Source organism: Actinopolyspora xinjiangensis (assembly GCF_900104475.1).
Classification (GTDB): Bacteria; Actinomycetota; Actinomycetes; order Mycobacteriales; family Pseudonocardiaceae; genus Actinopolyspora; species Actinopolyspora xinjiangensis.
In genome coordinates, this window is record NZ_FNJR01000015.1 from 1 (window position 1) to 21,731 (window position 21,731).

At 68.4% G+C, this 21,731-nt stretch carries 20 protein-coding genes and 1 rRNA gene; 19 read left to right on the top strand and 2 right to left on the bottom strand.

Going from position 1 to position 21,731, the window contains the following annotated elements:
• Nucleotides 1-61: 61 nt before the first annotated feature.
• From rrf to BLQ75_RS19865, 16 genes are all read left to right on the top strand, one after another.
• Nucleotides 62-179: ribosomal RNA gene (gene rrf, locus BLQ75_RS19790) — 5S ribosomal RNA — on the top strand.
• Nucleotides 180-389: 210 nt separating this feature from the next.
• On the top strand, nucleotides 390-1,691 hold the full coding sequence (locus BLQ75_RS23935) for a tetratricopeptide repeat protein (protein WP_211481487.1): 1,302 nt from the start codon (nucleotides 390-392) through the stop codon (nucleotides 1,689-1,691).
• A 44-nt stretch (nucleotides 1,692-1,735) separates the two neighbouring features.
• Entirely contained in the window at nucleotides 1,736-2,812 is a 1,077-nt protein-coding gene (locus tag BLQ75_RS19800) for an HAD-IIA family hydrolase (protein WP_092604191.1), read from the top strand.
• Nucleotides 2,813-3,008: 196 nt separating this feature from the next.
• The gene (locus BLQ75_RS19805; protein WP_244515770.1) at nucleotides 3,009-3,266 is read left to right on the top strand and encodes a hypothetical protein; all 258 of its coding nucleotides are present in this window, start codon (nucleotides 3,009-3,011) and stop codon (nucleotides 3,264-3,266) included.
• A 4-nt stretch (nucleotides 3,267-3,270) separates the two neighbouring features.
• Entirely contained in the window at nucleotides 3,271-4,152 is an 882-nt protein-coding gene (locus BLQ75_RS19810) for a TlyA family RNA methyltransferase (RefSeq protein ID WP_092604192.1), read from the top strand.
• Nucleotides 4,149-5,042: an NAD kinase gene (locus BLQ75_RS19815; protein WP_043572829.1), complete on the top strand. Its 894-nt coding sequence runs from the start codon at nucleotides 4,149-4,151 to the stop codon at nucleotides 5,040-5,042. The genes BLQ75_RS19810 and BLQ75_RS19815 overlap by 4 nt, the downstream gene beginning before the upstream one ends.
• A gap of 184 nt (nucleotides 5,043-5,226) precedes the next feature.
• On the top strand, nucleotides 5,227-6,978 hold the full coding sequence (gene recN / locus BLQ75_RS19820; RefSeq protein ID WP_092604193.1) for a DNA repair protein RecN: 1,752 nt from the start codon (nucleotides 5,227-5,229) through the stop codon (nucleotides 6,976-6,978).
• A 154-nt stretch (nucleotides 6,979-7,132) separates the two neighbouring features.
• Complete coding sequence (steA, locus tag BLQ75_RS19825; protein ID WP_092604194.1) at nucleotides 7,133-8,329, top strand: putative cytokinetic ring protein SteA; 1,197 nt, start codon at nucleotides 7,133-7,135, stop codon at nucleotides 8,327-8,329.
• Between the two features lie 5 nt (nucleotides 8,330-8,334).
• Entirely contained in the window at nucleotides 8,335-9,300 is a 966-nt protein-coding gene (locus tag BLQ75_RS19830; RefSeq protein WP_170837587.1) for a copper transporter, read from the top strand.
• A 529-nt stretch (nucleotides 9,301-9,829) separates the two neighbouring features.
• Nucleotides 9,830-11,533: a CTP synthase gene (locus BLQ75_RS19835; protein WP_244515771.1), complete on the top strand. Its 1,704-nt coding sequence runs from the start codon at nucleotides 9,830-9,832 to the stop codon at nucleotides 11,531-11,533.
• Between the two features lie 173 nt (nucleotides 11,534-11,706).
• Nucleotides 11,707-12,375, top strand: coding sequence for an NUDIX domain-containing protein (locus BLQ75_RS19840; protein ID WP_092604197.1), 669 nt, complete (start codon nucleotides 11,707-11,709; stop codon nucleotides 12,373-12,375).
• Between the two features lie 70 nt (nucleotides 12,376-12,445).
• A complete protein-coding gene (locus tag BLQ75_RS19845) occupies nucleotides 12,446-13,390 on the top strand; it encodes a site-specific tyrosine recombinase XerD (protein WP_092604198.1) in 945 nt (314 codons plus the stop codon).
• A 166-nt stretch (nucleotides 13,391-13,556) separates the two neighbouring features.
• Nucleotides 13,557-14,504 (top strand): ParA family protein, encoded by a 948-nt coding sequence (locus BLQ75_RS19850; RefSeq protein WP_092604258.1) that lies wholly within the window; start codon nucleotides 13,557-13,559, stop codon nucleotides 14,502-14,504.
• 75 nt (nucleotides 14,505-14,579) lie between these two features.
• Nucleotides 14,580-15,413: a segregation and condensation protein A gene (locus BLQ75_RS19855; protein ID WP_092604259.1), complete on the top strand. Its 834-nt coding sequence runs from the start codon at nucleotides 14,580-14,582 to the stop codon at nucleotides 15,411-15,413.
• Nucleotides 15,404-16,057: an SMC-Scp complex subunit ScpB gene (gene scpB / locus BLQ75_RS19860; protein ID WP_092604199.1), complete on the top strand. Its 654-nt coding sequence runs from the start codon at nucleotides 15,404-15,406 to the stop codon at nucleotides 16,055-16,057. The genes BLQ75_RS19855 and scpB overlap by 10 nt, the downstream gene beginning before the upstream one ends.
• A complete protein-coding gene (locus BLQ75_RS19865) occupies nucleotides 16,050-16,826 on the top strand; it encodes a pseudouridine synthase (protein ID WP_092604200.1) in 777 nt (258 codons plus the stop codon). The genes scpB and BLQ75_RS19865 overlap by 8 nt, the downstream gene beginning before the upstream one ends.
• A gap of 32 nt (nucleotides 16,827-16,858) precedes the next feature.
• On the opposite strand, the gene BLQ75_RS19870 is transcribed toward BLQ75_RS19865, so the two are convergent.
• Nucleotides 16,859-18,037, bottom strand: a complete 1,179-nt coding sequence (locus BLQ75_RS19870) for a cation:proton antiporter (protein ID WP_092604260.1) — start codon at nucleotides 18,035-18,037, stop codon at nucleotides 16,859-16,861.
• A gap of 106 nt (nucleotides 18,038-18,143) precedes the next feature.
• The gene (locus BLQ75_RS19875) at nucleotides 18,144-18,626 is read right to left on the bottom strand and encodes a cation:proton antiporter regulatory subunit (RefSeq protein WP_092604201.1); all 483 of its coding nucleotides are present in this window, start codon (nucleotides 18,624-18,626) and stop codon (nucleotides 18,144-18,146) included.
• Between the two features lie 157 nt (nucleotides 18,627-18,783).
• On the opposite strand from BLQ75_RS19875, the gene cmk reads away from it, so the two are divergent.
• Genes cmk through der form a run of 3 tightly spaced genes read left to right on the top strand, consistent with a single transcriptional unit; the run spans nucleotide 18,784 to nucleotide 21,661 of the window.
• Nucleotides 18,784-19,509 (top strand): (d)CMP kinase, encoded by a 726-nt coding sequence (gene cmk / locus BLQ75_RS19880; protein WP_092604202.1) that lies wholly within the window; start codon nucleotides 18,784-18,786, stop codon nucleotides 19,507-19,509.
• Nucleotides 19,506-20,219 (top strand): lysophospholipid acyltransferase family protein, encoded by a 714-nt coding sequence (locus tag BLQ75_RS19885; RefSeq protein ID WP_092604203.1) that lies wholly within the window; start codon nucleotides 19,506-19,508, stop codon nucleotides 20,217-20,219. The genes cmk and BLQ75_RS19885 overlap by 4 nt, the downstream gene beginning before the upstream one ends.
• On the top strand, nucleotides 20,216-21,661 hold the full coding sequence (gene der, locus BLQ75_RS19890; protein WP_211481488.1) for a ribosome biogenesis GTPase Der: 1,446 nt from the start codon (nucleotides 20,216-20,218) through the stop codon (nucleotides 21,659-21,661). Before BLQ75_RS19885 ends, der begins: the two co-directional genes overlap by 4 nt.
• Nucleotides 21,662-21,731: the final 70 nt, after the last annotated feature.

Below are 21,731 nucleotides of genomic sequence, written 5' to 3' on the forward strand. Positions count from 1 at the left end.
CCACCACCCCCCATCACCCCAATTGAACACAACCGGCTGGCACACAGCCCCCAACACTTGGGTCGGTGGCCACAGCGGAGGAGACACGCCCGGACCCCATCCCGAACCCGGCAGCTAAGCCCTCCAGCGCCCCAGGTACTGCACCCCCACGGGTGTGGGAGACACGGACACCGCCGACCCAACCCCCCACCGGCCCCACCCCCACCACAAAGGGGGTGGGGCCAAAACACGTCCCCACTTCCCTAAACGCCCCCACCGTCGTATGACTGCGATTCCACCCCCATAGTCGGGTTGGCGGCCCCTCCCGGATATGACTCGTCCATCCCACTGGCAGGGGGCTTACCCGGCTAAGCTGGGGGGTATCATGTGCATAAGTTTCAGGAGGTCCGGTGTCCAGTTCTGATGACAAGCGTGATGCTCGGCGTCGTGCCAACGACACCGGTGGCGGACCAGGCAAGGCCCGCAGGCCGAACCGTTCCCACACGGGAGGTTCCGGTGGGGGGCCGCCTGGAGCCAGAAACAGCGGCGGAGGTGAACGCCGCTCGAGTCGTTACGGTTCCGGATCCACTGGGCAACGCCGTGATCAGGCTCCGGGCCAGCGCGACGATTCCCGTGGTGGAAACAACCGCGTAGGACGTAATGACCGGAGGCGAAAGCCGGACGACCATCGTGCCGGGAACAACCGGGGACAGGCCGCTCACTCGCGAGACGCCTCCGCCCCACGGCAGGACCGCCGTTCGCGGGATGACCGCCCGCCGAAGCGGAAGGATCCCGCCTCCGGTTCGGCGGGCGGTGGAGCGGGACGTTCCCGCCGTGACGCGGAGCAGTCGAACGCGACGACCGACGAAGATCGCGCCCGGGCTCCGAAGCTGCCGGAGGAAGCCAACGCCTCACAACTCGATCCGGAAGTACGCAGGGACTTCCGCGCGCTGCCCAAGATGGTCGCCGAAGACGTGGGTGCCCACGTGGTGGCTGTCGGGATGTTGTTGGAGTCAGAGCCGGAAAAGGCGCTGGAACACGCTCGGTACGCCCGCCGGAAGGCTTCCCGGTCCCCAGCGGCCAGGGAGGCCAACGGACTGGCCGCTTACTACGTCGGGAACTGGAGCGAGGCGCTTTCCGAACTGCGTGCGGCACGAAGGATGGGGGGGCAGTCCCACTTGGCCACCATCGCCGACTGCGAACGTGCCCTCGGCAAACCACAGCGAGCCCTGGAGCTCACGCGTGAGGAGGAAGCCGCTCGGTTGCCCAAGGACGAGGCGATCGAACTGCTCATCGTGGGTGCTGGAGCACGCCGTGATCTCGGCCAGGTGGAAGCGGCTGTCGTGAGCCTGCAGGTCCCCGAGCTGGATCCGCAGCGGAACGAGTCGTGGAGTGCTCGGCTGTTCTACGCCTACGCGGACAATCTGCTGGCGGCCGGGCGTACCAGGGAGGCCTTCACCTGGTTCGTGCATGCCGCGAACGCAGATGACGATGAAGTCACCGATGCTCCCGAACGGCTCGAGGAACTCGTCTCCGAACTCGGTGGACCCGAGGAGGCGGAACGGTTGGCCGCGCACGCCGAAACCGAGATCGCCGTTTCGCAGGAACAGGAAGGCGCCATCGGAGAGGAAGGTGGACCGGATTCCGGACGTATTCCGCAGCACGATCGGTCCCCCGCCTCCCATGATGTCGATCTGGGGATCTGGGACTGATTCCGTAACCGACGACGGTCCAGCGACGATCCGGAAGGAGTACCGTGCGGCAATCGCTCGGTGCCGAACACGACGCCCTGCTGTTCGATCTGGACGGCACGGTTTATCGCGGTGGTGAGGTCATCGAAGGAGCCGAGTCGACTATTTCCCGTGTTCGTCAGGCGGGTGTGTCGGTTCGGTACGTCACCAACAATGCCTCCAAACCTCCCGAGGAGGTGGCGGCCGCTCTGAACGAGCTCGGGGTGGCAGCCACGGTTCCCGAGGTCAGCACCAGCGCCCAGGCCGGAGCCGCGTTGCTGGCCGAACGAGTGCCCCCAGGTTCCCCCGTCCTCGTGGTCGGTACCGGTGCTCTCGCCGAGGAGCTCGCCAATGTCGGGCTGTCCCCGGTGCGCGGCGCCGACTCGGCTCCGGTGGCCGTGATACAAGGACACTCCCCGCACACCACGTGGGCCGATCTCGCCGAAGCCTGCTTGGCGATACGTGGTGGTGCGGTCTGGGTGGCTTGCAATCGCGATGCGACTCTTCCCACCGAGCGGGGTGAGTTACCCGGTAACGGGGCGCTGGTGACAGCGTTGGGGGAGGCGACCGGCAGTAGTCCCCTGGTGGCGGGAAAGCCGGAACGTACTCTGCTGGACCGGGCTGTGAACACGGCCGACGCGCTGCGGCCCATGCTGGTGGGAGATCGGCTGGAGACCGATATCCTCGGAGCGTATCGTGCCGGTATTCCGTCGATGATGGTGCTCAGCGGTGTCAGCACTCCCGCCGAGTTGCTGGCCGCCCCGGTCGAATGCCGCCCCACCTACGTCGCGGCCGACCTGACGGCCCTCGAAGCCCCGGCCGAAACGACGATGATCGCGGAGCAGGCCGGGTGGAAGGTCGATGTCACCGGTTCCGGGCTGTCATTGGCCGCGGTCAGCGCGGCCGGATTCGGAGCAGCGATCGGATCGCCGGGGGAGTGGACCGGGCTGACGGCCCTGCGGGCCCTGTGTACCGCACGGTGGGCTGTGGGGAGCGGAGAAACCACGGTGACCCCCGAGGACTCCACCGCAGAGGCAGTACTGCGTGAGTTGGGCCTGCTTGGGTTCGATGACGAGCGTTTCGGTACTTCCGCGGTCGGCTGAGTCACCTACCTGTCCTTGGCCTCTCTGCCGTGCGCTGCCCGTGTGCCGTTCCAGCTGAGACGAGAGGAGACCGAAGGGCGGCCAGCGGGGTGATCCGATAGCGTGGAATACCCGTCCGTCCTTTGGACCGTTCTTTCGATGCCTTCGTGGCATGGTGTTCGGCCCGTGTGATTGGTATCACTGTGAGTGGTGTGTGATGAAGCAGGAGGAGATGGAGTCCGCGGGGCAACATGGCGAGGGAGCGGCTGATTCGGTGGCTGCCGCCGATTCGGTCGTGGACCGGATCCAGGAAGCCGAGGAGGCCGTGGAACGGTCCCTGGCGGATCTGCGTGAACTGGAGCGGCTGCCTGTTTCCGAGCACGTCGCCCGGTTCGACGCTGTTCACGACGCGTTGACCGATGCCCTCAACCGGGCCGAAGAACTGCTGTCCGGACCGAGCAGTAGCGGGAGTTGAAGCGGTGCCTCGAAAAGCACGACTGGATGCCGAGCTCGTACGGCGCAAGCTCGCGCGGTCGAGGGAACACGCCGGCGAGCTGATCGAGGCCGGGCGTGTGACTGTACGTGGTTTCGTGGCACGGAAGTCGGCGACCTCGGTGGAAAACGATGCCTCGATCGTCGTCGCCGACGATGTCGAGGACCCCAAGTGGGCCTCCCGAGGCGCCTACAAGCTGCTCGGCGCGCTGGAGGTGTTCGAGAAGGAGGGCCTGCGGGTCGAGGGCAGGCGGTGCCTGGACGCGGGTGCTTCCACCGGAGGGTTCACCGATGTGCTGCTGCGACGGCGGGCCGAGGAGGTCGTGGCCGTCGATGTCGGCTACGGTCAGTTGGACTGGAAGCTGCGCACCGATGAACGTGTGACGGTGTGTGAGCGCAAGAACGTGCGCAACCTGACCCCCGAGGACATCGGGGAGGCCACGGACCTGGTGGTCGCCGACCTGTCCTTCATCTCGTTGCGGCTGGTTCTGCCCGCCCTGAGTGAGTGCGTGCACAGAGGCTCCGACCTGGTGCTCATGGTCAAACCCCAGTTCGAGGTCGGTAAGGAGCGCCTCGGTGCGGGAGGGGTTGTGCGGGATCCGGCGTTGCGCGCCGAGGCGGTGCTCGGTGTGGTCGCGGCGGCGGCCGAGCACGGGCTGCGACTGCAGGCCGTCGTGGCGAGCCCGTTGCCCGGCCCGTCGGGAAACGTCGAGTATTTCGTCTGGCTGCACCGCCGCGGCGACCAGGCACCTCGTGACGTGACCACCATGGTCACCGAGGCGGTAACGGTTTCCTCGACCGACGCCACCACGGCTTCCCGGTCGGCGGAGACCGACACCGAGACCCTCGGAGGGGATGACGCCGGTTGACCCGTGACGTACTTCTGGTGATACATACCGGCAGGCAGTACAACCTGGGCACCGCTGAGAAAGTCGCCGGGAGGCTGATCGGTGCCGGTATGCGGGTGCGTGTCCTGGCCGAGGAGGCTCCGCAACTCAGTCCGGCCTGCTACAGCCGGGTGGTCGCGCCGGGGCCCCTCGCCGCCGAAGGCACCGAGCTCGTACTGGTGCTCGGTGGTGACGGAACCCTGCTGCGCGCGGCCGAACTCGCGAGGATGGCGGGTGTGCCGGTCTTCGGGATCAACCTGGGGCGGGTCGGTTTCCTGGCGGGAGCCGACTTCGACGCGCTCGACGAGGCCGTCGACGCGGTGGTGGAGGGACGCTACCACGTGGACGAGCGCATGACCATCGACATCACCGCGAGGATGGGCAACCAGGTGCTGGCCACCACCTGGTCGCTCAACGAAGCCAGTGTGGAGAAGAGCAGTCGCGAACGCATCCTCGACGTCGTCGTCGAGGTGGACGGTCATCCGGTTTCCACTTTCGGCTGCGACGGGGTGCTGTGCTCAACCCCGACCGGCTCCACCGCCTACGCGTTCTCGGCGGGCGGGCCCGTCATCTGGCCACAGGTGGAGGCTCTGCTGGTGGTCCCCAGCAACGCGCACGCGCTCTTCGCGCGCCCGCTGGTTCTGGCGCGGGACTCCGCGCTGGCCCTCGAGATCGATCAGAACGGTCACGACGCCGTGCTGTGCTGCGACGGACAGCGCCATTTCGACCTGCCGGCGGGCTCCCGGGTGGAAGTGGTGGCTTCGGAGAGTCCGCTGCGGTTGGTGCGCCTGCACGACACCTCGTTCACCGACCGGTTGGTGCGTAAGTTCGAGCTTCCTGTGCACGGTTGGCGAGGGCCAGTATCCGAATAGAACTCGGTTCCGTTGTGCGACTCGCCCTGCCCGACTCCGTCACGCGCACCGTCCGGCGGCGGAGTCGCCCGCCCGTGACTTCGGTGCTCCTCCGGTCCCGGTGAGAGCGGAACCGATCGGGAAACGCGCCTAACCGTCTCGCCGGGCCTCCTGAGGCGAGGCGGCGCCAGCTAGGGTGCTTGCTGTGTTGGCGGAGATGCACATCCAAGGGCTGGGCGTGATCGACAGCGCCACGCTGGAGCTGCACCCGGGGCTGACGGTGGTGACCGGTGAGACGGGTGCGGGAAAGACGATGGTGGTCACGGGCCTGCACCTGCTGAGCGGTGGCCGAGCCGACAGTTCCAGGGTGAGGTCGGGTGCCCAGCGAGCCGTGGTGGAAGGCCGGTTCGTCACCACTCCCGATTCCGGGGCCGTCGAAGTGGCGGGCGAGGCGGGAGCCGAACCCGACGAGGACGGCAGCCTGATCGCCGTTCGCAGCGTCGGTTCGCAGGGACGTTCGCGGGCTCACCTCGGGGGACGTTCGGTCCCGAACACGGTGTTGGCCGAGCTCGCGGACCGGGTGCTGGCGGTACACGGCCAGAACGACCAGTTGCGGTTGTTACGCGCCGATGAGCAACGTCGTGCGCTGGACCGGTTCGCGGGTAAGGCAGTCGAGGAACCACTCGCGCGGTACCGCGCGGTGCGGGCGGAATGGCTTGAGACCGTCCGGGAACTGTCCGACCGCACCCAACGTTCGCGGGAACTGGAACGCGAGGCCGATCTGCTGCGTCACGGACTGTCGGAGATCGACAGCGCCGGCCCCGAGAGGGGCGAGGACGTCAAGCTGGTGGAACAGGCCCGCAGACTTTCCGACATCGACCAGTTGCGCGAGGTCGCGACCGGTGCCCGAACCGCCATCAGCGGTTCGGAGGAGGACCCGGACGTTTCCGGGGCCGTGAGTCTGGTGGGGCAGGCCCGCAGACTGCTGAACTCCTCCGAGGACCCCCGGCTGCGCGAGATCGCCGACAGGCTTTCCGAAGCGGACGCCCTGCTCGGAGATGCCGGCGCCGAGTTGAGCGGGTACCTCGATGAGCTGCACGCGGACCCGGCCGAGCTGGAGCGGGTGCTGGCGAGGCAGGCGCAGCTCAAGCAGCTCACCAAGAAGTACGCCGAGGACATCGACGGTGTCCTCGAATGGGCCGAGCAGGCGCGTGAGAGGTTGCGGAGGATGGACACCTCCGAGGAGGCCCTCGCGGAGCTGGCCGCGCGTCGGGACCGGCTCGCGGCCGAGCTCACCGAGCACGCGCGCGAGCTCACCCGAATCCGAACGGAGGCGGCGGGCGAACTGGCCGCCGCGGTGAGCGAGGAACTGTCCGGGCTCGCCATGGCCCAGGCAGAGCTCGAGGTGACGGTGACGCGGCGTCGAGGCGGCGAGGGTGGGCACGAGACGATCGTGATGGATGGACAGCCGACGCACGCGGGACCGGACGGAGTCGACGACGTGGAGCTGCGCCTCCGAGCGCATCAGGGGGCTCCGACACTGCCCATCCAGAAGGGAGCCTCCGGCGGAGAGCTATCCAGGGTGATGCTGGGGCTCGAAGTGGTGCTGGCCGATTCGGACACCGTTCCCACACTCGTGTTCGACGAGGTCGACGCCGGAGTCGGTGGGCGAGCCGCGGTGGAGATCGGGCGACGGCTCTCGCGCCTGGCCCGGAGCCATCAGGTCGTGGTCGTCACCCACCTGCCGCAGGTGGCGGCCTACGCGGATCGGCACCTGGTGGTCGACAAGGCGACCGGTGACGCCGGACTCACCCACAGCGACGTGCGCACGGTCTCCGACGGGCAGCGTGTCACCGAGCTCGCCCGCATGCTGGCGGGGCTCGACTCCACCGAGACGGGGCGCGCTCACGCCGAGGAACTGCTCGAGGTCGCCGACCGCTACAAGGCAGGTTCCTGACCGGGACCGACCGGCGGAGGGCGACGCGGCGCGGATTCGCGGTGGCCGGGCGAGGTGGGCCCGGCCGCGGATGAACGCCGTCGGAGCGTGCTGTCGACGGCACGCTCCGGCGTGGCGTTGAAACAATCGGTCACTGTTTTGTCACCATCGGTGCATGCGACTCAGTGGCCTGGTCGGAAGTCGGCAGGAAGCATTGCCGGGGCTCATCGGTACAGCGCGCGTCCAGCGGCGGATCGGCGAACTCCCACCTCGGATCGGAGCTCGGGAGATCGTCGTCCTCGACGAGCCCGATCTCGACCGGCGTACCGCTGAGTCGCTGGTCGCCCACGAGGTGGCCGCCGTAGTCAACGCCGCTCCCTCCATCTCGGGCAAGTATCCCAACCTCGGGCCTGAGGTTCTGCTCGCGGCGGGCACAGTGCTCGTGGACGACGTCGGTCCCGAAGCCCTGGAGCGGGTCAGAGACGGCGCCACGTTGCGGTTGTACAACGGCGATGTGTTCCTCACCGGCAAGCGCGGCGAGGAGCTTCTGCTGCACGGTTCGGAGCAGGACACCGAGAGCGTCTCAGCTCGGATGGCGGAGGCGAAGTCGGCGATGTCCGCGCAGCTGGAGGCGTTCTCAGCCAACACCATCGAGTTCCTGCGCAACGAACGCATGCTCGTGCTGGACGGCATCGGCGTTCCCGACGTCGGTGTGGCGATGGCGGGACGTCACGTGTTGGTGGTGGCCCCGGGACGTGGTCACGCCGAAGAGCTCAGGCGGCTGCGTCGCTACATCCGGGAGTACCGCCCGGTGCTGTTCGGGGTCGGCGCCGCGGCGGACACGCTGCACGAGGCGGGGCTGTCCCCGGACGTGATAGTGGGAGATCCGGCCGTGCTCGACGTGAGCACGCTCAAGGCGGCGGAAGAGGTGGTCATCCCCGCCGACACCGACGGCTACGCTCCGGGAATCGAACGGATCCAGGACCTCGGTATCGGGGCGGTCACCTTTCCGGCCTCGGGAAATCCCGAGGATCTCGCGCTGCTGCTCGCCGACACGCACGACGCGGCGCTCGTCGCGACGGTGGGGATGCGCGCCACGCTGGACGAGTTCCTGGATCGTACGCGGGCCGGGACCAACCCCTCCACGTTTCTGACCAGGCTTCGGTTGGGTGGCAAGGTCGTGCACGGCTCGGCCGTGCTCGAACTGCAGCGCAACCGGGTTCCCACCCTCGCCGTGCTGTTGTTGGTGCTGAGCGTGATGCTCGCGATGTTCACGGTGGTGAGCACCTCGGGGATGTTCGGCTCCTACCTGACCGTGCTCGGGGCCTTCGGCGACACCGTGGTCGAGTTCTGCAGGGGGCTGATCACGTGATCTCGGTGCGTTACCACGTCGTCTCGATCGCGGCGGTGTTTCTGGCCCTGGCACTGGGGGTGCTGCTCGGCTCGAACTCGGTCAGCCGAAGTCTGCTGACGACCGTCGGCGGGCAACGTGAGGAGCTGCGCCAACAGCTGCGGCAGCTCCGCTCGGAACGTGACACGCTGCGCGACGAGCTGGCCGGTGCCACGGCCCTGACCGACTCGATCGCTCCGCGAGCCGTACGGGGGGAGCTGCGCGGGACGAAGGTGGCGCTGCTGGTGGCGCCGGGGGGTGACAGTGCCCGGCCTCGTGCCGTGCGGCGGATGATCGAGGTCGCGGGGGGTTCGGTGACCGGGACGCTGCGGCTGACGGATAAGCTCACCGGCCCGAACACGGCCGCGGGGGTGCGCGAGCTCGCCCCGCGGCTGCTTCCGGCCGGTGCTCGTCTCCCCGTGACTTCCGATCCGGGGACGCTGGCGGGTGGGATGCTGTCCCCGTTGATCCTGCTCGACGGGGGCGACGGCGAACCGAGAGCCACCGAGCGGGAGCGTACAGTCGCTTTCGAAGAGCTGCGTGACAATGGTTTCGTGCGGGTCTCGCCCGGATTCGGCCCGGCGGAGCTCGCGGTGGTGCTGACCGGTGACGGTGAGCGTCGGGACCCGCTCGGGATCGTGCCCCGCCTCGCGGCGCGACTGGATCGCGGGAGTTCCGGAGTGGTGCTCGCGGGCGCGACCGGCTCGGCTCGAGGGAACGGAACGATCGGGATCGCCAGGTCGGACGATTCGGTCGTTTCGAGCGTTTCCACGGTCGACAACGCCGAAACCACCGGGGGACGTGTGGCGACGGTGCTGGCGCTGCGGGGTGAGCTCCGCGAGCGGGTGGGAAGTTACGGTATCGGGGCGGGCGCCGAGAGGCGGCTTCCGGAACCGTTCTGCGAGCACCTTCGTGGTGTGGCCGCGCGGTCCGGCGACTGCTCCGAGCGATGACCGCTCCTCCGTGCACCACGTGGCGCACCAGGGGTTGTTTACCCGCTTCGTCCGCGGGACGGTCCACGGGCCCGGACGAACTCGTGCTCGTGATGCGCCGGGCGGCGCGACCAGGGGTGGCGCCGCCCGGCAGGGGTCCGGCGCGAATGGGGAGGGGCGCCGCGCCGGACCGGTTCAGGTGAACTTCGCTGTGGCGAGCATGCCCGACGATCCCGTGCAGTGGCATACTTCGATCGGATGATTCGTTCGACACGTTTCGTGGCATGTCCGTTTCGGTCGCCGCGAGGTCGGTGAGGCGGGCCGTCGCGGAGCCATGTGGGGTGCTCACCGGGGTGGGACGGCGGAGCGCCGGCCCGCTTCGCGCGCAGCAGCGGGCTCGCCGGTGGCCGTCGCCCCGGGCGCTCCGGGGTGCGGTGCGGGGCGTGCGGCGGGTGGGATATGCTGTAGTCCCGTGGGAACGACGGTGTCGACGTTCCTGCCAGCACAAACACCAGCACGGTGACGGCATCGACCACGGGGAGCTTTTTTGGTGCCGCAAGCACGCACGATCAAGCATGTATTCGTCACGGGGGGAGTCTCCTCCTCCCTCGGCAAGGGGCTCACGGCCTCCAGCCTGGGGGAATTACTCACATCCCGCGGGCTGCGGGTGACCATGCAAAAGCTCGACCCGTATCTCAACGTTGATCCGGGAACGATGAATCCGTTCCAGCACGGCGAGGTCTTCGTCACCGACGACGGAGCGGAGACGGATCTCGACATCGGGCACTACGAGCGCTTCCTCGACCGAGCCCTGACTCGGAACGCCAACATCACCACCGGTCAGGTTTACTCCTCGGTGATCGCAAAAGAACGCCGCGGCGAGTACCTCGGTGACACGGTGCAGGTGATCCCGCACATCACCGACCAGATCAAGGCCCGCATCCGGGCGATGGCCGAGCCGGACGAGAACGGGCAGACGCCGGACGTGGTCATCACCGAGATCGGCGGAACGATCGGTGACATCGAGTCGTTGCCCTTCCTCGAGGCGTGCAGGCAGCTCCGCCACGACGTCGGCAGGGACCACTGCTTCTTCCTGCACGTCTCGCTGGTGCCCTACCTCGCTCCCTCCGGTGAGCTCAAGACCAAACCGACCCAGCACTCGGTCAAGGAACTGCGCAACATCGGTATCGCCCCGGACGCGCTGGTCTGCCGTGCCGACCGCGAGCTCTCCACCGAGCTCAAGAACAAGATCGCCCTGATGTGCGACGTGGATTCCGACGGTGTGGTGGCCTGCCCGGACGCCCCCTCCATCTACGACATCCCGCGGGTGCTGCACTCCGAGGGGCTGGACGCCTACCTGGTCCGCCGACTGGGGCTGCCGTTCCGTGACGTCGACTGGTCGGTGTGGGGCGATCTGCTCGAACGGGTGCACAATCCCACCGAGAAGGTTCGGATCGCCCTGGTGGGCAAGTACGTCGATCTTCCGGACGCCTACCTGTCGGTCACCGAGGCATTGCGCGCCGGCGGTTTCGCGCATCGGGCCAAGGTGGAGATCTCCTGGGTCGCTTCCGACGACTGCGAGAGCGAGGCCGCCGCCGCACGCGCCCTGTCGGGCATGGACGGCGTGCTCATTCCCGGCGGGTTCGGGGTGCGGGGTATCGAGGGCAAACTCGGTGCGATCGAGTACGCCCGTACCAACGGCATCCCTCTGCTGGGGCTCTGCCTGGGACTGCAGTGCATGGTGATCGAAGCGGCACGCAACCTCGCCGGGCTGCGGCGTGCGAACTCCACCGAGTTCGCCGCCTCCTGCCAGCACCCCGTCATCAGCACCATGGCCGACCAGCACGACGTGGTCTCCGGTGAGCGCGACATGGGCGGAACCATGCGGTTGGGGGCCTACCCCGCCACGCTGCGGGAGGACTCCGTGGTCGCCGAGGCCTACGGCACCCTCGAGGTCTCCGAGCGGCACCGGCACCGCTACGAGGTGAACAACGCCTACCGTGAGCAGCTGTCCAAGGCGGGGCTCGTCTTCTCCGGTACCTCGCCGGACGACCGACTGGTGGAGTTCCTCGAACTGCCGAGGGAGCAGCACCCGTTCTTCGTGGGGACCCAGGCACATCCGGAACTGACGAGCCGTCCCACCCGCCCGCACCCGCTGTTCGGCTCGTTCGTCCGGGCGGCGTTGGACTACCGTGCCGCCGAGCGGTTGCCCGTCGAGTTGCCCGGCTCGGTGCAGGCGCCGGCGAACGTCTGAGCGTCCCACCGGTTCCGCTGCCTCGTCGGCTGCCGCCGCGGAGCGGGAACCATCACGGGCCCCGGGAGTTCCGGGCTCGCCCGGAACTCCCCTCGGGGGAGTGGCTCAACGACGGCCGGCCCGTCCGGTAGACAGGTCGGCACGTGATAACACCGAGATCGTTCAGGAGTGTCATGTCCGCCAACCCCGAACAGCCCGACGCGCCGGTTACCCGTACGAACGGTCGGCACGAATTCACCACGGTGTCCAGTTCCGACGTCTACGTGGGGGGCATCCTGGCGCTGCGCGCGGACGAGGTCGCCATGCCGGGTGGGGGGCGTTCGCGTCGCGAGGTCGTCGAGCACCAGGGTGCGGTGGCGGTGGTGGCTCTGGACGAGCGGGAGCGCGTCGTGCTGATCCATCAGTACCGTTACCCGCTGGATCGCAGACTTTGGGAGCTCCCGGCGGGGCTGCTCGACGTCGCCGGGGAATCCCCGCTGAACACCGCTCGACGGGAGCTGGCCGAGGAGGTCGGTCTCGCGGCCGAGGAGTGGTCGGTGCTGGTGGACGTCGCCGCTTCCCCCGGTTTCACCGATCAGGCCGAACGGGTCTACCTCGCCCGCGGACTGTCCGAGGTCGGTCTCCCGGAGCCGGTGGGTGACGAGGAGGCGGATCTCGTGGTGCGTCGATTCGAGCTGGACCGCGCCGTCGAGATGGTGTTCGCGGGCGAGATCGTCAACGCTCCCGCTGTTTCGGGGCTGTTGGCGGCCCGGGCCGTGCTGCGGGGGGAAGCCCGGCCGAGGGAGCCGGAGGCGGAGTGGGGGGATCGTCCCACCCGATTCGCCGCCCGCTCCCGACGTTGACGGCTTTCCCGGCGATTCGGCCGCGCCGCCCCGGCGTTCGTGTGAGGGTGGTCCCGGAGGGAGGTCACCGATGCGCGATCTCGACGACGTTCCCGACGAACTGCGTCGGGTGATCACGGCTTATCTGGATCACCTCGTCGTGGAGCGGGGAACCGCTCCCAGCACGCTGGAGGCCTACACCAGGGATCTGCGACGCTACGGCCTCCATCTGGCCGGGGCGGGGGTGGGCACGGCGAGTGCGGTCTCCGCCGATCACGTTGGTGAGTTCCTCGCCACACTGCGTCGGGGTGGGCACGACGGGGGCACAGCCCTGGCGCCGGCCTCGGCCGCCAGGACGATCGTGGCGGTGCGGGGGCTGCACCGGTTCGCTTTCCTGGAAGGACTCACGGCTCACGATCCCGCGCGCGAGGTGACGCCACCAGCCCTGCCGCGACGCCTGCCGAAGGCGCTACCCGTCGACGAGGTCATGCGGCTGTTGGAGAAGGGTACTGTCGAAGGCATGCGCGGATTGCGGGACCGTGCCTTGCTGGAATTGCTCTACTCCACTGGAGCACGAATCTCCGAAGTGATCGCCCTGGACGCGGACGACCTCGACGAACGGGAACGTACCGTGCTCCTGAACGGCAAAGGAGGCGTTCAACGCCGGGTTCCGGTGGGGCGTCCGGCACTGGCCGCGGTCGAGTCCTACCTGGTCCGCGCGCGTCCGGCCCTGGCGAACAGGGGGCGAGGCGACCCGGCGTTGTTCCTCAATTCCCGCGGAAGCAGACTCTCCCGGCAAAGCGCTTGGACAGTCCTGAAGACGGCGGCCGAACGTGCCGGTGTGTCCACCTCGGTCTCACCGCACGTGCTTCGGCATTCCTTCGCGACTCACCTACTGGAAGGAGGAGCCGATGTACGCGTCGTGCAGGAGCTGCTCGGACACTCGTCCGTCGCGACGACTCAGATGTACACAATGGTCACCATGAACACGTTGCGCGAGATCTACGCCACCACGCATCCGCGAGCGCACGACTGAATTCGACGGGTTCACCCGAGATGAGTTCCGGGTGAGCGAGCGGCACCGCCGAGCGTTTCGACCGATCAACGGCGAGGCGCGTTGCCGCCGTGTGCGCGTGCCGCTTAGGCTGCGCACCGAACGAGGTTTTTCGAATGCCGTCGCACACGAAGGAGTCACCACCGCCATGTCGACGCCGCAGCCCTCCGCCGGTGGGCGGTACCGGGGCGCGGTCGACCTGAGCATCACCCCGGACACCTCGGAAATCGCCAGTGGCGACGGGATGGGACCCGATCCCAACGACGCGAATATCGGACCGACCGGTAGGCCGCGTCGGCACATTCCCGAGCCCGCAGTGTTGGACGCGCACGGGCCCGCCTCGGTACTGGCGATGTGCAACCAGAAGGGCGGTGTCGGCAAGACCACGTCCACGATCAATCTGGGGGCGGCGCTTGCCGAGTACGGCCGCAAGGTGTTGCTGGTCGATTTCGATCCACAAGGTGCACTGTCGGTAGGTCTCGGCGTGCAACCGCACCAGCTGGAGCAGACCATCTACAACGTCATCATGGAGCGCTCCGCCGAACTCCGGGACGTGATCAGATCCACCAGCGTGGCCGGGATGGACCTGTTGCCGAGCAACATCGACCTCTCCGCGGCCGAGGTGCAGCTCGTCGCCGAGGTCGGGCGGGAACAGGCGCTGGAGCGCGCGCTGCGTCCGGTGCGGGCGGAGTACGACTTCGTGCTGATCGACTGCCAGCCTTCGCTGGGGTTGCTGACGGTCAACGCGCTGGCCGCCGCCCACGGCGTGATGATTCCGCTGGAGTGCGAGTTCTTCAGTCTGCGCGGGGTGGCGCTGCTGATCGACACGATCGAGAAGGTCCGGGAACGGTTGAACCCCGACCTGGAGATCAGCGGCATCCTCGCCACGATGTTCGATCCTCGTACGCTGCATTCGCGAGAGGTCATGTCGCGCGTGGTCGACGCCTTCGGGGATATAGTGTTCGACAGCGTGATAAACCGTACGGTTCGTTTCCCGGAAACCACCGTTGCGGGCGAGCCCATCACCCGGTGGGCGCCGCGCTCTTCCGGCTCGAAGGCCTACCGTTCGCTCGCCCGCGAGGTCATCGCGAGATGAGGCCCGCGGGCGAGCCACTGCTGCTGATGAGGAGAAGTGACCGAGGCACGAACAGCCGCCGAATCGGTGCACGAGATGCCCGGGCTGGCCGCCGCCCAGGAGACCCAGGGCGGGCGCTTCACCGTACGGCTGGAGAACTTCGAGGGGCCGTTCGACCTGCTGTTGCAGTTGATCTCCCAGCATCAGCTCGACGTGACCGAGGTGGCCCTGCATCGCGTCACCGACGACTTCATCGCCTACACCAAGGAACTGGGGCAGCGTTCCGAGCTGGACGAGATCAGTGAGTTCCTCGTGGTGGCGGCCACGTTGCTGGACCTCAAGGCCGCCCGGCTGGTGCCCGCCGCCGAGGTCGAGGACGAGGAGGACCTGGCCTTGTTGGAGGCGCGCGACCTGCTGTTCGCGCGGTTGTTGCAGTACAGGGCTTACAAGCGGGTCGCCGAGCTCTTCCGCGAGCTCGAGGCCAACGCGTTGGGACGTTACCCCCGTGCGGTGTCGCTGGAGCAGCGCTACCTCGACCTGATGCCCGACGTGGTTCTGGGGGTCGACGCCGCGGGCCTGGCCGAGACGGCCGCCGCGGTCTTCCGGCCCAAACCTCCGCCGACCGTTTCACTGGAGCACCTGCACCAACAACGCGTCTCGGTGCGCGAACACGCGGCCGTGCTCAGGGTACTGCTGGCGGAGCGGGGCAGTGCGCGGTTCGCCGAGCTGGTCGAGGAGTGCGGTGCGACCCTCGAGATCGTCGCGCGGTTCCTGGCGCTGCTGGAGTTGTTCCGCGAGACGGTGGTCGCTTTCGACCAGCCCGAGCCGCTCGGTGAGCTCACGGTGCGCTGGGTGGGCGGGAGCGCCGAGCAGGCCCGTGCGGCCGCCGAGGCGGACCGGGACCGAGATGAGGAAGAGGAATACGGGTGAGCAGCGAAACACACCCGGATGGGGCAGAGCCCCCTCAGGACGACACGGCCACCGAGCAGTCGGTCGTCACGGATCGAGGCGGCGGCCGCGAGTGGCCCGATCTGGCCTCCGACACCGCCCTCGACTCCGCTCTGGAGGCGGTGCTGCTGGTGGTGGACTCCCCCGCCGGGGAGGAACTGCTGGCAGAGGTGCTCGATCAACCGGTAGCGCGGGTCACCACCGCTCTGCACCGGCTGGCGGAGGGCTACACGGCCGCTGCCAGCGGTATCGAGCTGCGCAGGGTGGGCGATGGCTGGCGGTTCTACACGCGTGACGTCTACGCTCCCGTCGTGGAGCGCTACCTGCTCGACGGGCAACGCGCCAAGCTCACCAAGGCCGCGCTGGAAACGCTCGCGGTGATCGCCTATCGGCAACCGGTGACTCGCTCGAAGGTGGCCGCGGTGCGCGGTGTTAACGTGGACGGGGTCGTACGTACCCTGCTGGCGCGTGGACTGATCCACGAAGCCGGTACCGACCCGGAATCGGGCGGCACTTCCTATCGCACGACCGAGTTGTTCCTGGAGCGGCTCGGTTTGTCCTCGTTGCGGGAACTGCCGCCGTTGGCCCCCCTGTTGCCCGAAGTGGATGCGATCGACGATGTCTGAACTGCGTGACCCGACGAGCCGAAGCGGCCGGAAAGCGGCGGAGGGCGTCCGGCTGCAGAAAGTGCTTTCCCAGGCGGGCGTGGCTTCGCGTCGCTCCGCCGAGGAGATGATCGTCGAGGGCCGTGTGGAGGTCGACGGCGCTCCGGTCACCACCCTCGGCACCCGGGTGGACCCGGAGACCTCGGTCATCCACGTCGACGGCACCAGGGTGGTGATCGACCGCGAGGCCACTCACCTGCTGCTGAACAAGCCGGCGGGCATCCTGTGCAGCATGTCCGACGATCAGGACCGTCCCTGCATCGGCGACTACCTGCCGAAGCGCGACGGCAAGCTCTTCCATATCGGGCGGCTGGACTTCAACACCGAGGGCCTGCTGTTGATCAGCAACGACGGTGAGCTGGCCAACCGGTTGATGCACCCCTCCTACCGGGTTCCCAAGACGTATCTCGTCGAACTGCAGGGCCCGATTCCCAAGGACCTGGGGCGCACCGTCAAGTCCGGTCTGGAGCTGGAGGACGGGCTCGCCCGGGTCGATTCCTTCCGTTTCGTCGACACCAACCAGAAGGGCACTCGTGTCCTGGCGCAGGTGGTGCTGCACGAGGGGCGCAAGCGAATCGTCCGCAGGTTGTTCAAGGAGGCGGGCTATCCGGTCCAGCGACTGGTCAGGACCGGAATCGGCGAGGTGCGGTTGACCAACGAGCGCCCCGGCGCGATCCGTCCCCTGGACAACAAGGAGCTCGGCTCGCTCTACCGGGCGGTCGGGCTGTAGGCGTTCGGCCCTCGCCACTCGTGGGCCCGGGGTCAACGCTTCGCGGCGGGCCGCAGTGTGACCAATCGTTGCGCGGCCGGTTCCACGACACGGGCCGCCACCGGGCCGAGGACGGCCATCAACAGGACGTAGGTGGTGGAGAGCGCTGCCAGTTCACCGCTCACCGCTCCGGAACCCACCGCGAGCCCTGCGATCACGATGGAGAACTCACCTCGGGCGACCAGGGCGGCGCCCGCTCGGGCCCTTCCCATCCGTCGGACGCCCTGCGAGCTCGCCGCGAACCACCCGGTGGCGAGTTTCGTGATCGTGGTCAGCAACGCCAGCAGCAGTGCGAACGGGAGAACCGGGGGAATCTCGGACGGATCGGTGTTGAGCCCGAACACCACGAAGAACACCGCCGCGAACAGGTCCCGCAGCGGCGCGAGCGTTCGTGTGGCGTTGGCAGCCGTCGAGCCCGATATGGCGATCCCGAGCAGGAAGGCACCCACGGCGGCCGAGACCTGGAGTTGGGACGCCACCCCGGCGACGAGCAACGCCGCCCCGAGCAGCCGCAGCAGGAAGACCTCCGGGTCCGGGCTGTCCACCAGCGCCGAGACGTAGCGCCCGTAGCGTAGCGCGAGCAACAGCACCAGAGTGATCACCAGGACGGAGACCCCTACGGCGCCGAGTCCTCCCACGAATCCCACTCCGGCCAGTAACGCCGTCAGTATCGGCAGGTATATGGCCATGGCCAGGTCCTCGAACACCAGTATCGACAGCACCACCGGTGTTTCGCGGTTGCCCAGCCGTCCCAGATCGCCGAGAACCTTCGCCACGATCCCCGACGAGGAGATGTAGGTGACCCCGGCCAGTGCGATCGCCCCGATGGGGCCCCAACCGAGCAGGAGGGCGATCACGGCGCCGGGGGAGGCGTTGAGGACGACGTCGACCAGGCCGGCCATCCAGGAACGCCGCAGGCCCGTCACCAGTTCCCCCGCCGAGTACTCCAACCCCAGCAGCAGCAACAGCAGCACGACACCGATCTCCGAGGCGATCTCGGTGAACGGTTGGATGCCGCCCAGCGGGATCAGACCTCCCTGCCCGAAGGCCAGCCCGCCCAGCAGGTACAGCGGGATCGGTGAGATCCCGATGCGCCAGGCGAGTCGCCCGAGCACTCCCAGGCCGAAGAAGACGGCCCCCAGTTCGATCAACGTGACCGCAGTGTGTTGCACCTGGTTCCCCTCGCCCGCGCGGACGTCCACCGGATCCGGTCGTGCCGGGACTCCGTGTTCGACGCGATTCGGCGGCCCCGACGGATCCGGGCCGGTTCGAGCCGAATCAGCCGTTTTCCATGATCTCGCCGGCTGCGCGCAGACCTTCGGCGGTACCCACGACGACCACGAGGTCGCCCGCCGCGAAGACGAAGTCGGGACGAGGTGAGGGTAGTACCGAGCCGTCCCGTATGACGGCCACGATCGAAACGGAGGTGCGGGTGCGCATCTCGGTCTCGCCGAGGGTGCGACCGTCGAACGGTGATCCCGGCGGCAACGGAAGCTGCCAGGTCGTCACACCGGTGACCTCACGTTGCTGCTCGCTGAGCTGCCGCACCAGCTGGGGCGCGCCGAGCAGGTTGGCCAGCGTGTTGGTCTCCTCCCCGGTGAGGTCGGTCGCGGCGCAGATCTTGTCCGGGTCCCTGGGGTCGGAGACGATCAGTTCCATCCGGCCGTCGCGGTAGGTGATAACTCCGATGCGGCGGCCGGAGTCGGTGGTGAATTCCTGCTGCGTGCCCAGCCCCGGCAGCGGGGTCACGGTGACGTCCACACGACCGATCTTAAAACGTCTCGCGGCGTGCGGGTAGCCGGCCGAGTGATCCCGGGGACGCGATTGAGCCGCCCGCTTCGCGGACAGGCAGAATGAGGCACTGTCGGTTAGCCCGACCGAGCGACGTGGTCAATCGTGTTCGAGGAGGTCAGTCGAGGTGTCCCAGCCCGAGCTCAACGGAATCGTGGCGGTGGACGGGCCGTCCGGGACGGGGAAATCCACGGCGGCCCGAGGGCTGGCCCGCGCGCTCGGTGCTGCTTATCTGGATACCGGTGCGATGTACCGGGCTGTGACGCTGGCCGTTCTGCGTGCCGGGGTCGCGCTGGACGACGCGACGGGGCTCGCCCGCGTCGCCGGGGAGACACGGCTGGGGATGCGTACGCATCCCGATGATCCGGGGGTGTTGCTCGACGGTGTCGACGTGCGGCAGGAGATCCGTGAGCAGGAGGTGACGGGGGCCGTTTCCGCCGTCTCGGCAGTGCCCGAGATCCGTGAGCTGCTGGTGGAGCGGCAGCGCTCACTGATCGACGCGTCCACCCGCCCCCGAGGTGGGATCGTGGTCGAGGGACGCGATGTGGGGACCGTGGTGGCTCCTGACGCGGGGCTGAAGGTGTACCTGACCGCCTCGGCGGACGCCCGGGCCCATCGCCGTACCGCTCAGGACGCGGCCGAGGGACGACCCGCCGACCGGGAACGGGTGCACGCCGACGTGCGCCGCAGGGACACTCTCGACTCGAACCGGGCCGTCGCCCCGCTGCGGATGGCCGAGGACGCGGTCTCGCTGGACACGACCGAGCTCTCGCTGGAACAGGTGCTGTCGCGGCTGCGAGAGCTGGCCGACGGGCGAGGACTGCTGGTCACCGACGAACGAGCCGGGCGATGACGCCAGGGGGGAGTCACCCACGGCGTTCTCGTCTCACGCAGGGTATGCTTCCGTCGGGCAGTTCGCTCGGTTCACGTCGATTCGCGCGTGGCGTCGGCGGGATCGTGCTGCGGATGTCGTATCGGATCCGTGTTCGACACGGGGGGCGGTTCCCCGCGGCCGGCCCCGTGGTTCTCGTCGCCAACCACAGTTCGCTCGCGGACGGTCCGGTGCTGTTCGGGACGCTGCCACGCGGCGCGGTGTTTCTGATCAAAAGGGAACTGTTCCACGGCCCGCTCGGCTGGGCACTGGGTAAGCTGGGGCATCTTCCGGTTCGTCGTGGCGCCCCCGATCGCCAGTCGCTTTCGGCGGCCCTGCGGATACTGCGTTCGGGTGGTGTGATCGGGGTGTTCCCGGAAGGGACACGTGCTGGATCGGTGGACACCGCGCAGCACGGTGCCGCTTGGTTGGCCCGTTCGACGGGGGCGTGGTTGCTGCCGGTCGTGTGCCGGGGTACCGCCCGGGAAGCGGGGCGAGCGCCTCGCTTCCGGCCGCGCGTGGACGTTCTCGTCGGCCACCCCCTCCGGCTTCCGGGAGGTGGGGGCAGGGCGGGACTGGCCGCGGCGACCGAACGCGTGCGCGGCGAGCTGGTCGATCTGCTCGCCGAACTCGACGGGAGCACGACCGGCTCCGACGAACCAGACGATGATGTGAGAGGGAACGAGGCGTGAGCGAAGAGCTGTTTGCCGACGCCGCCGAGGGTGCCGGACTCGACGGCACCTGGTCCGACGAGACGGACTGGGCCGACTACGACCAGTTGGACGAGGAGTTCGACGAGGACTCGGAGGCCGGAGGGGGGCGCCCCGTGCTCGCGGTCGTCGGGAGACCGAACGTGGGCAAGTCCACCCTGGTGAACCGGCTGCTGGGTAGCAGGCAGGCCGTGGTCAAGGACACCCCCGGCGTCACCCGCGACCGGGTGAGCTACGACGCGGTGTGGAGTGGCCGCGCCTTCAGCGTGGTCGACACCGGCGGTTGGGACCCCGATGCCGACGGCATGTACGCCAGCGTCACCTCCCAGGCCGAGATGGCCATGTCCACCGCCGACGCGATCCTGTTCGTCGTCGATGCCAACGTGGGCGTCAGCGGCACCGACGAGGCCGCGGCCAGAGTGCTGCGGCGATCCAAGCGCCCCGTGATCGTGGTCGCGAACAAGGTCGACAGCCAGGGAGCAGAGGCCGGCACGGCCGAGCTGTGGTCCCTCGGCCTGGGGGAGCCGCACCCGGTGAGCGCGTTGCACGGTCGCGGTTCCGGGGACCTGCTCGACGAGGTGCTGCGCGTGCTGCCGGATACCCCTCGGGAACGCTTCGGCGGCGCGGCGGGGCCGCGCCGCGTTGCCCTGGTGGGCAAGCCGAACGTCGGCAAGTCCAGCATGCTCAACCGCCTCGTCGGGGAGCAGCGGGCGGTCGTCGACGAGGTGGCGGGTACCACCGTCGATCCCGTCGATTCGCTGGTCGAGCTCGATGACGAGGTGTGGCGGTTCGTGGACACGGCCGGGCTGCGCAAGCGCGTCAAGACGGCCGACGGCACCGAGTACTACGCCTCGCTGCGGACCAAGGCCGCCATCGAGGCCGCCGAGGTCGCCATCGTGCTGATCGACGGTTCGAACCCGCTGACCGAGCAGGACCTGCGCATCATCAGCATGGTCATCGAGGCCGGTCGGGCGTTGGTGATCGCCTACAACAAGTGGGACATGGTCGACGACGAGCGCAGGCGGAGCCTGGAGAAGGAGATCGACCGTGATCTCGTTCGGGTGCGCTGGGCCGAGCGGGTGAACGTTTCGGCGTTGACCGGACGTGCCGTCGCCAAGCTGGCCCCAGCGTTGCGGGGGGCACTCGAGTCCTGGGACCAGCGCGTGTCCACCGGACAGATCAACTCCTGGTTGTCGGACATCGTCGCCGCCCACCCGCCGCCGGTGCGCGGCGGCAAGCAGCCCAAGATCATGTTCGCCACCCAGGCCCACTCTCGGCCGCCGACACTGGTGCTGTTCAGCTCCGGCTTCCTGGAGGCCGGTTACCGCAGGTTCCTGGAGCGTAAGTTCCGAGAGGCGTTCGGTTTCACCGGTAGTCCGGTTCGGGTCGTCGTCCGAGTCAGGGAACGCAAGAGCTCCCGCTGACCACCGACCGCTCCGGCGGCCGCCGTTCGTGGTGTAGTGTGACGCGGAGCCCGGCACCTGTCCGAGTTCC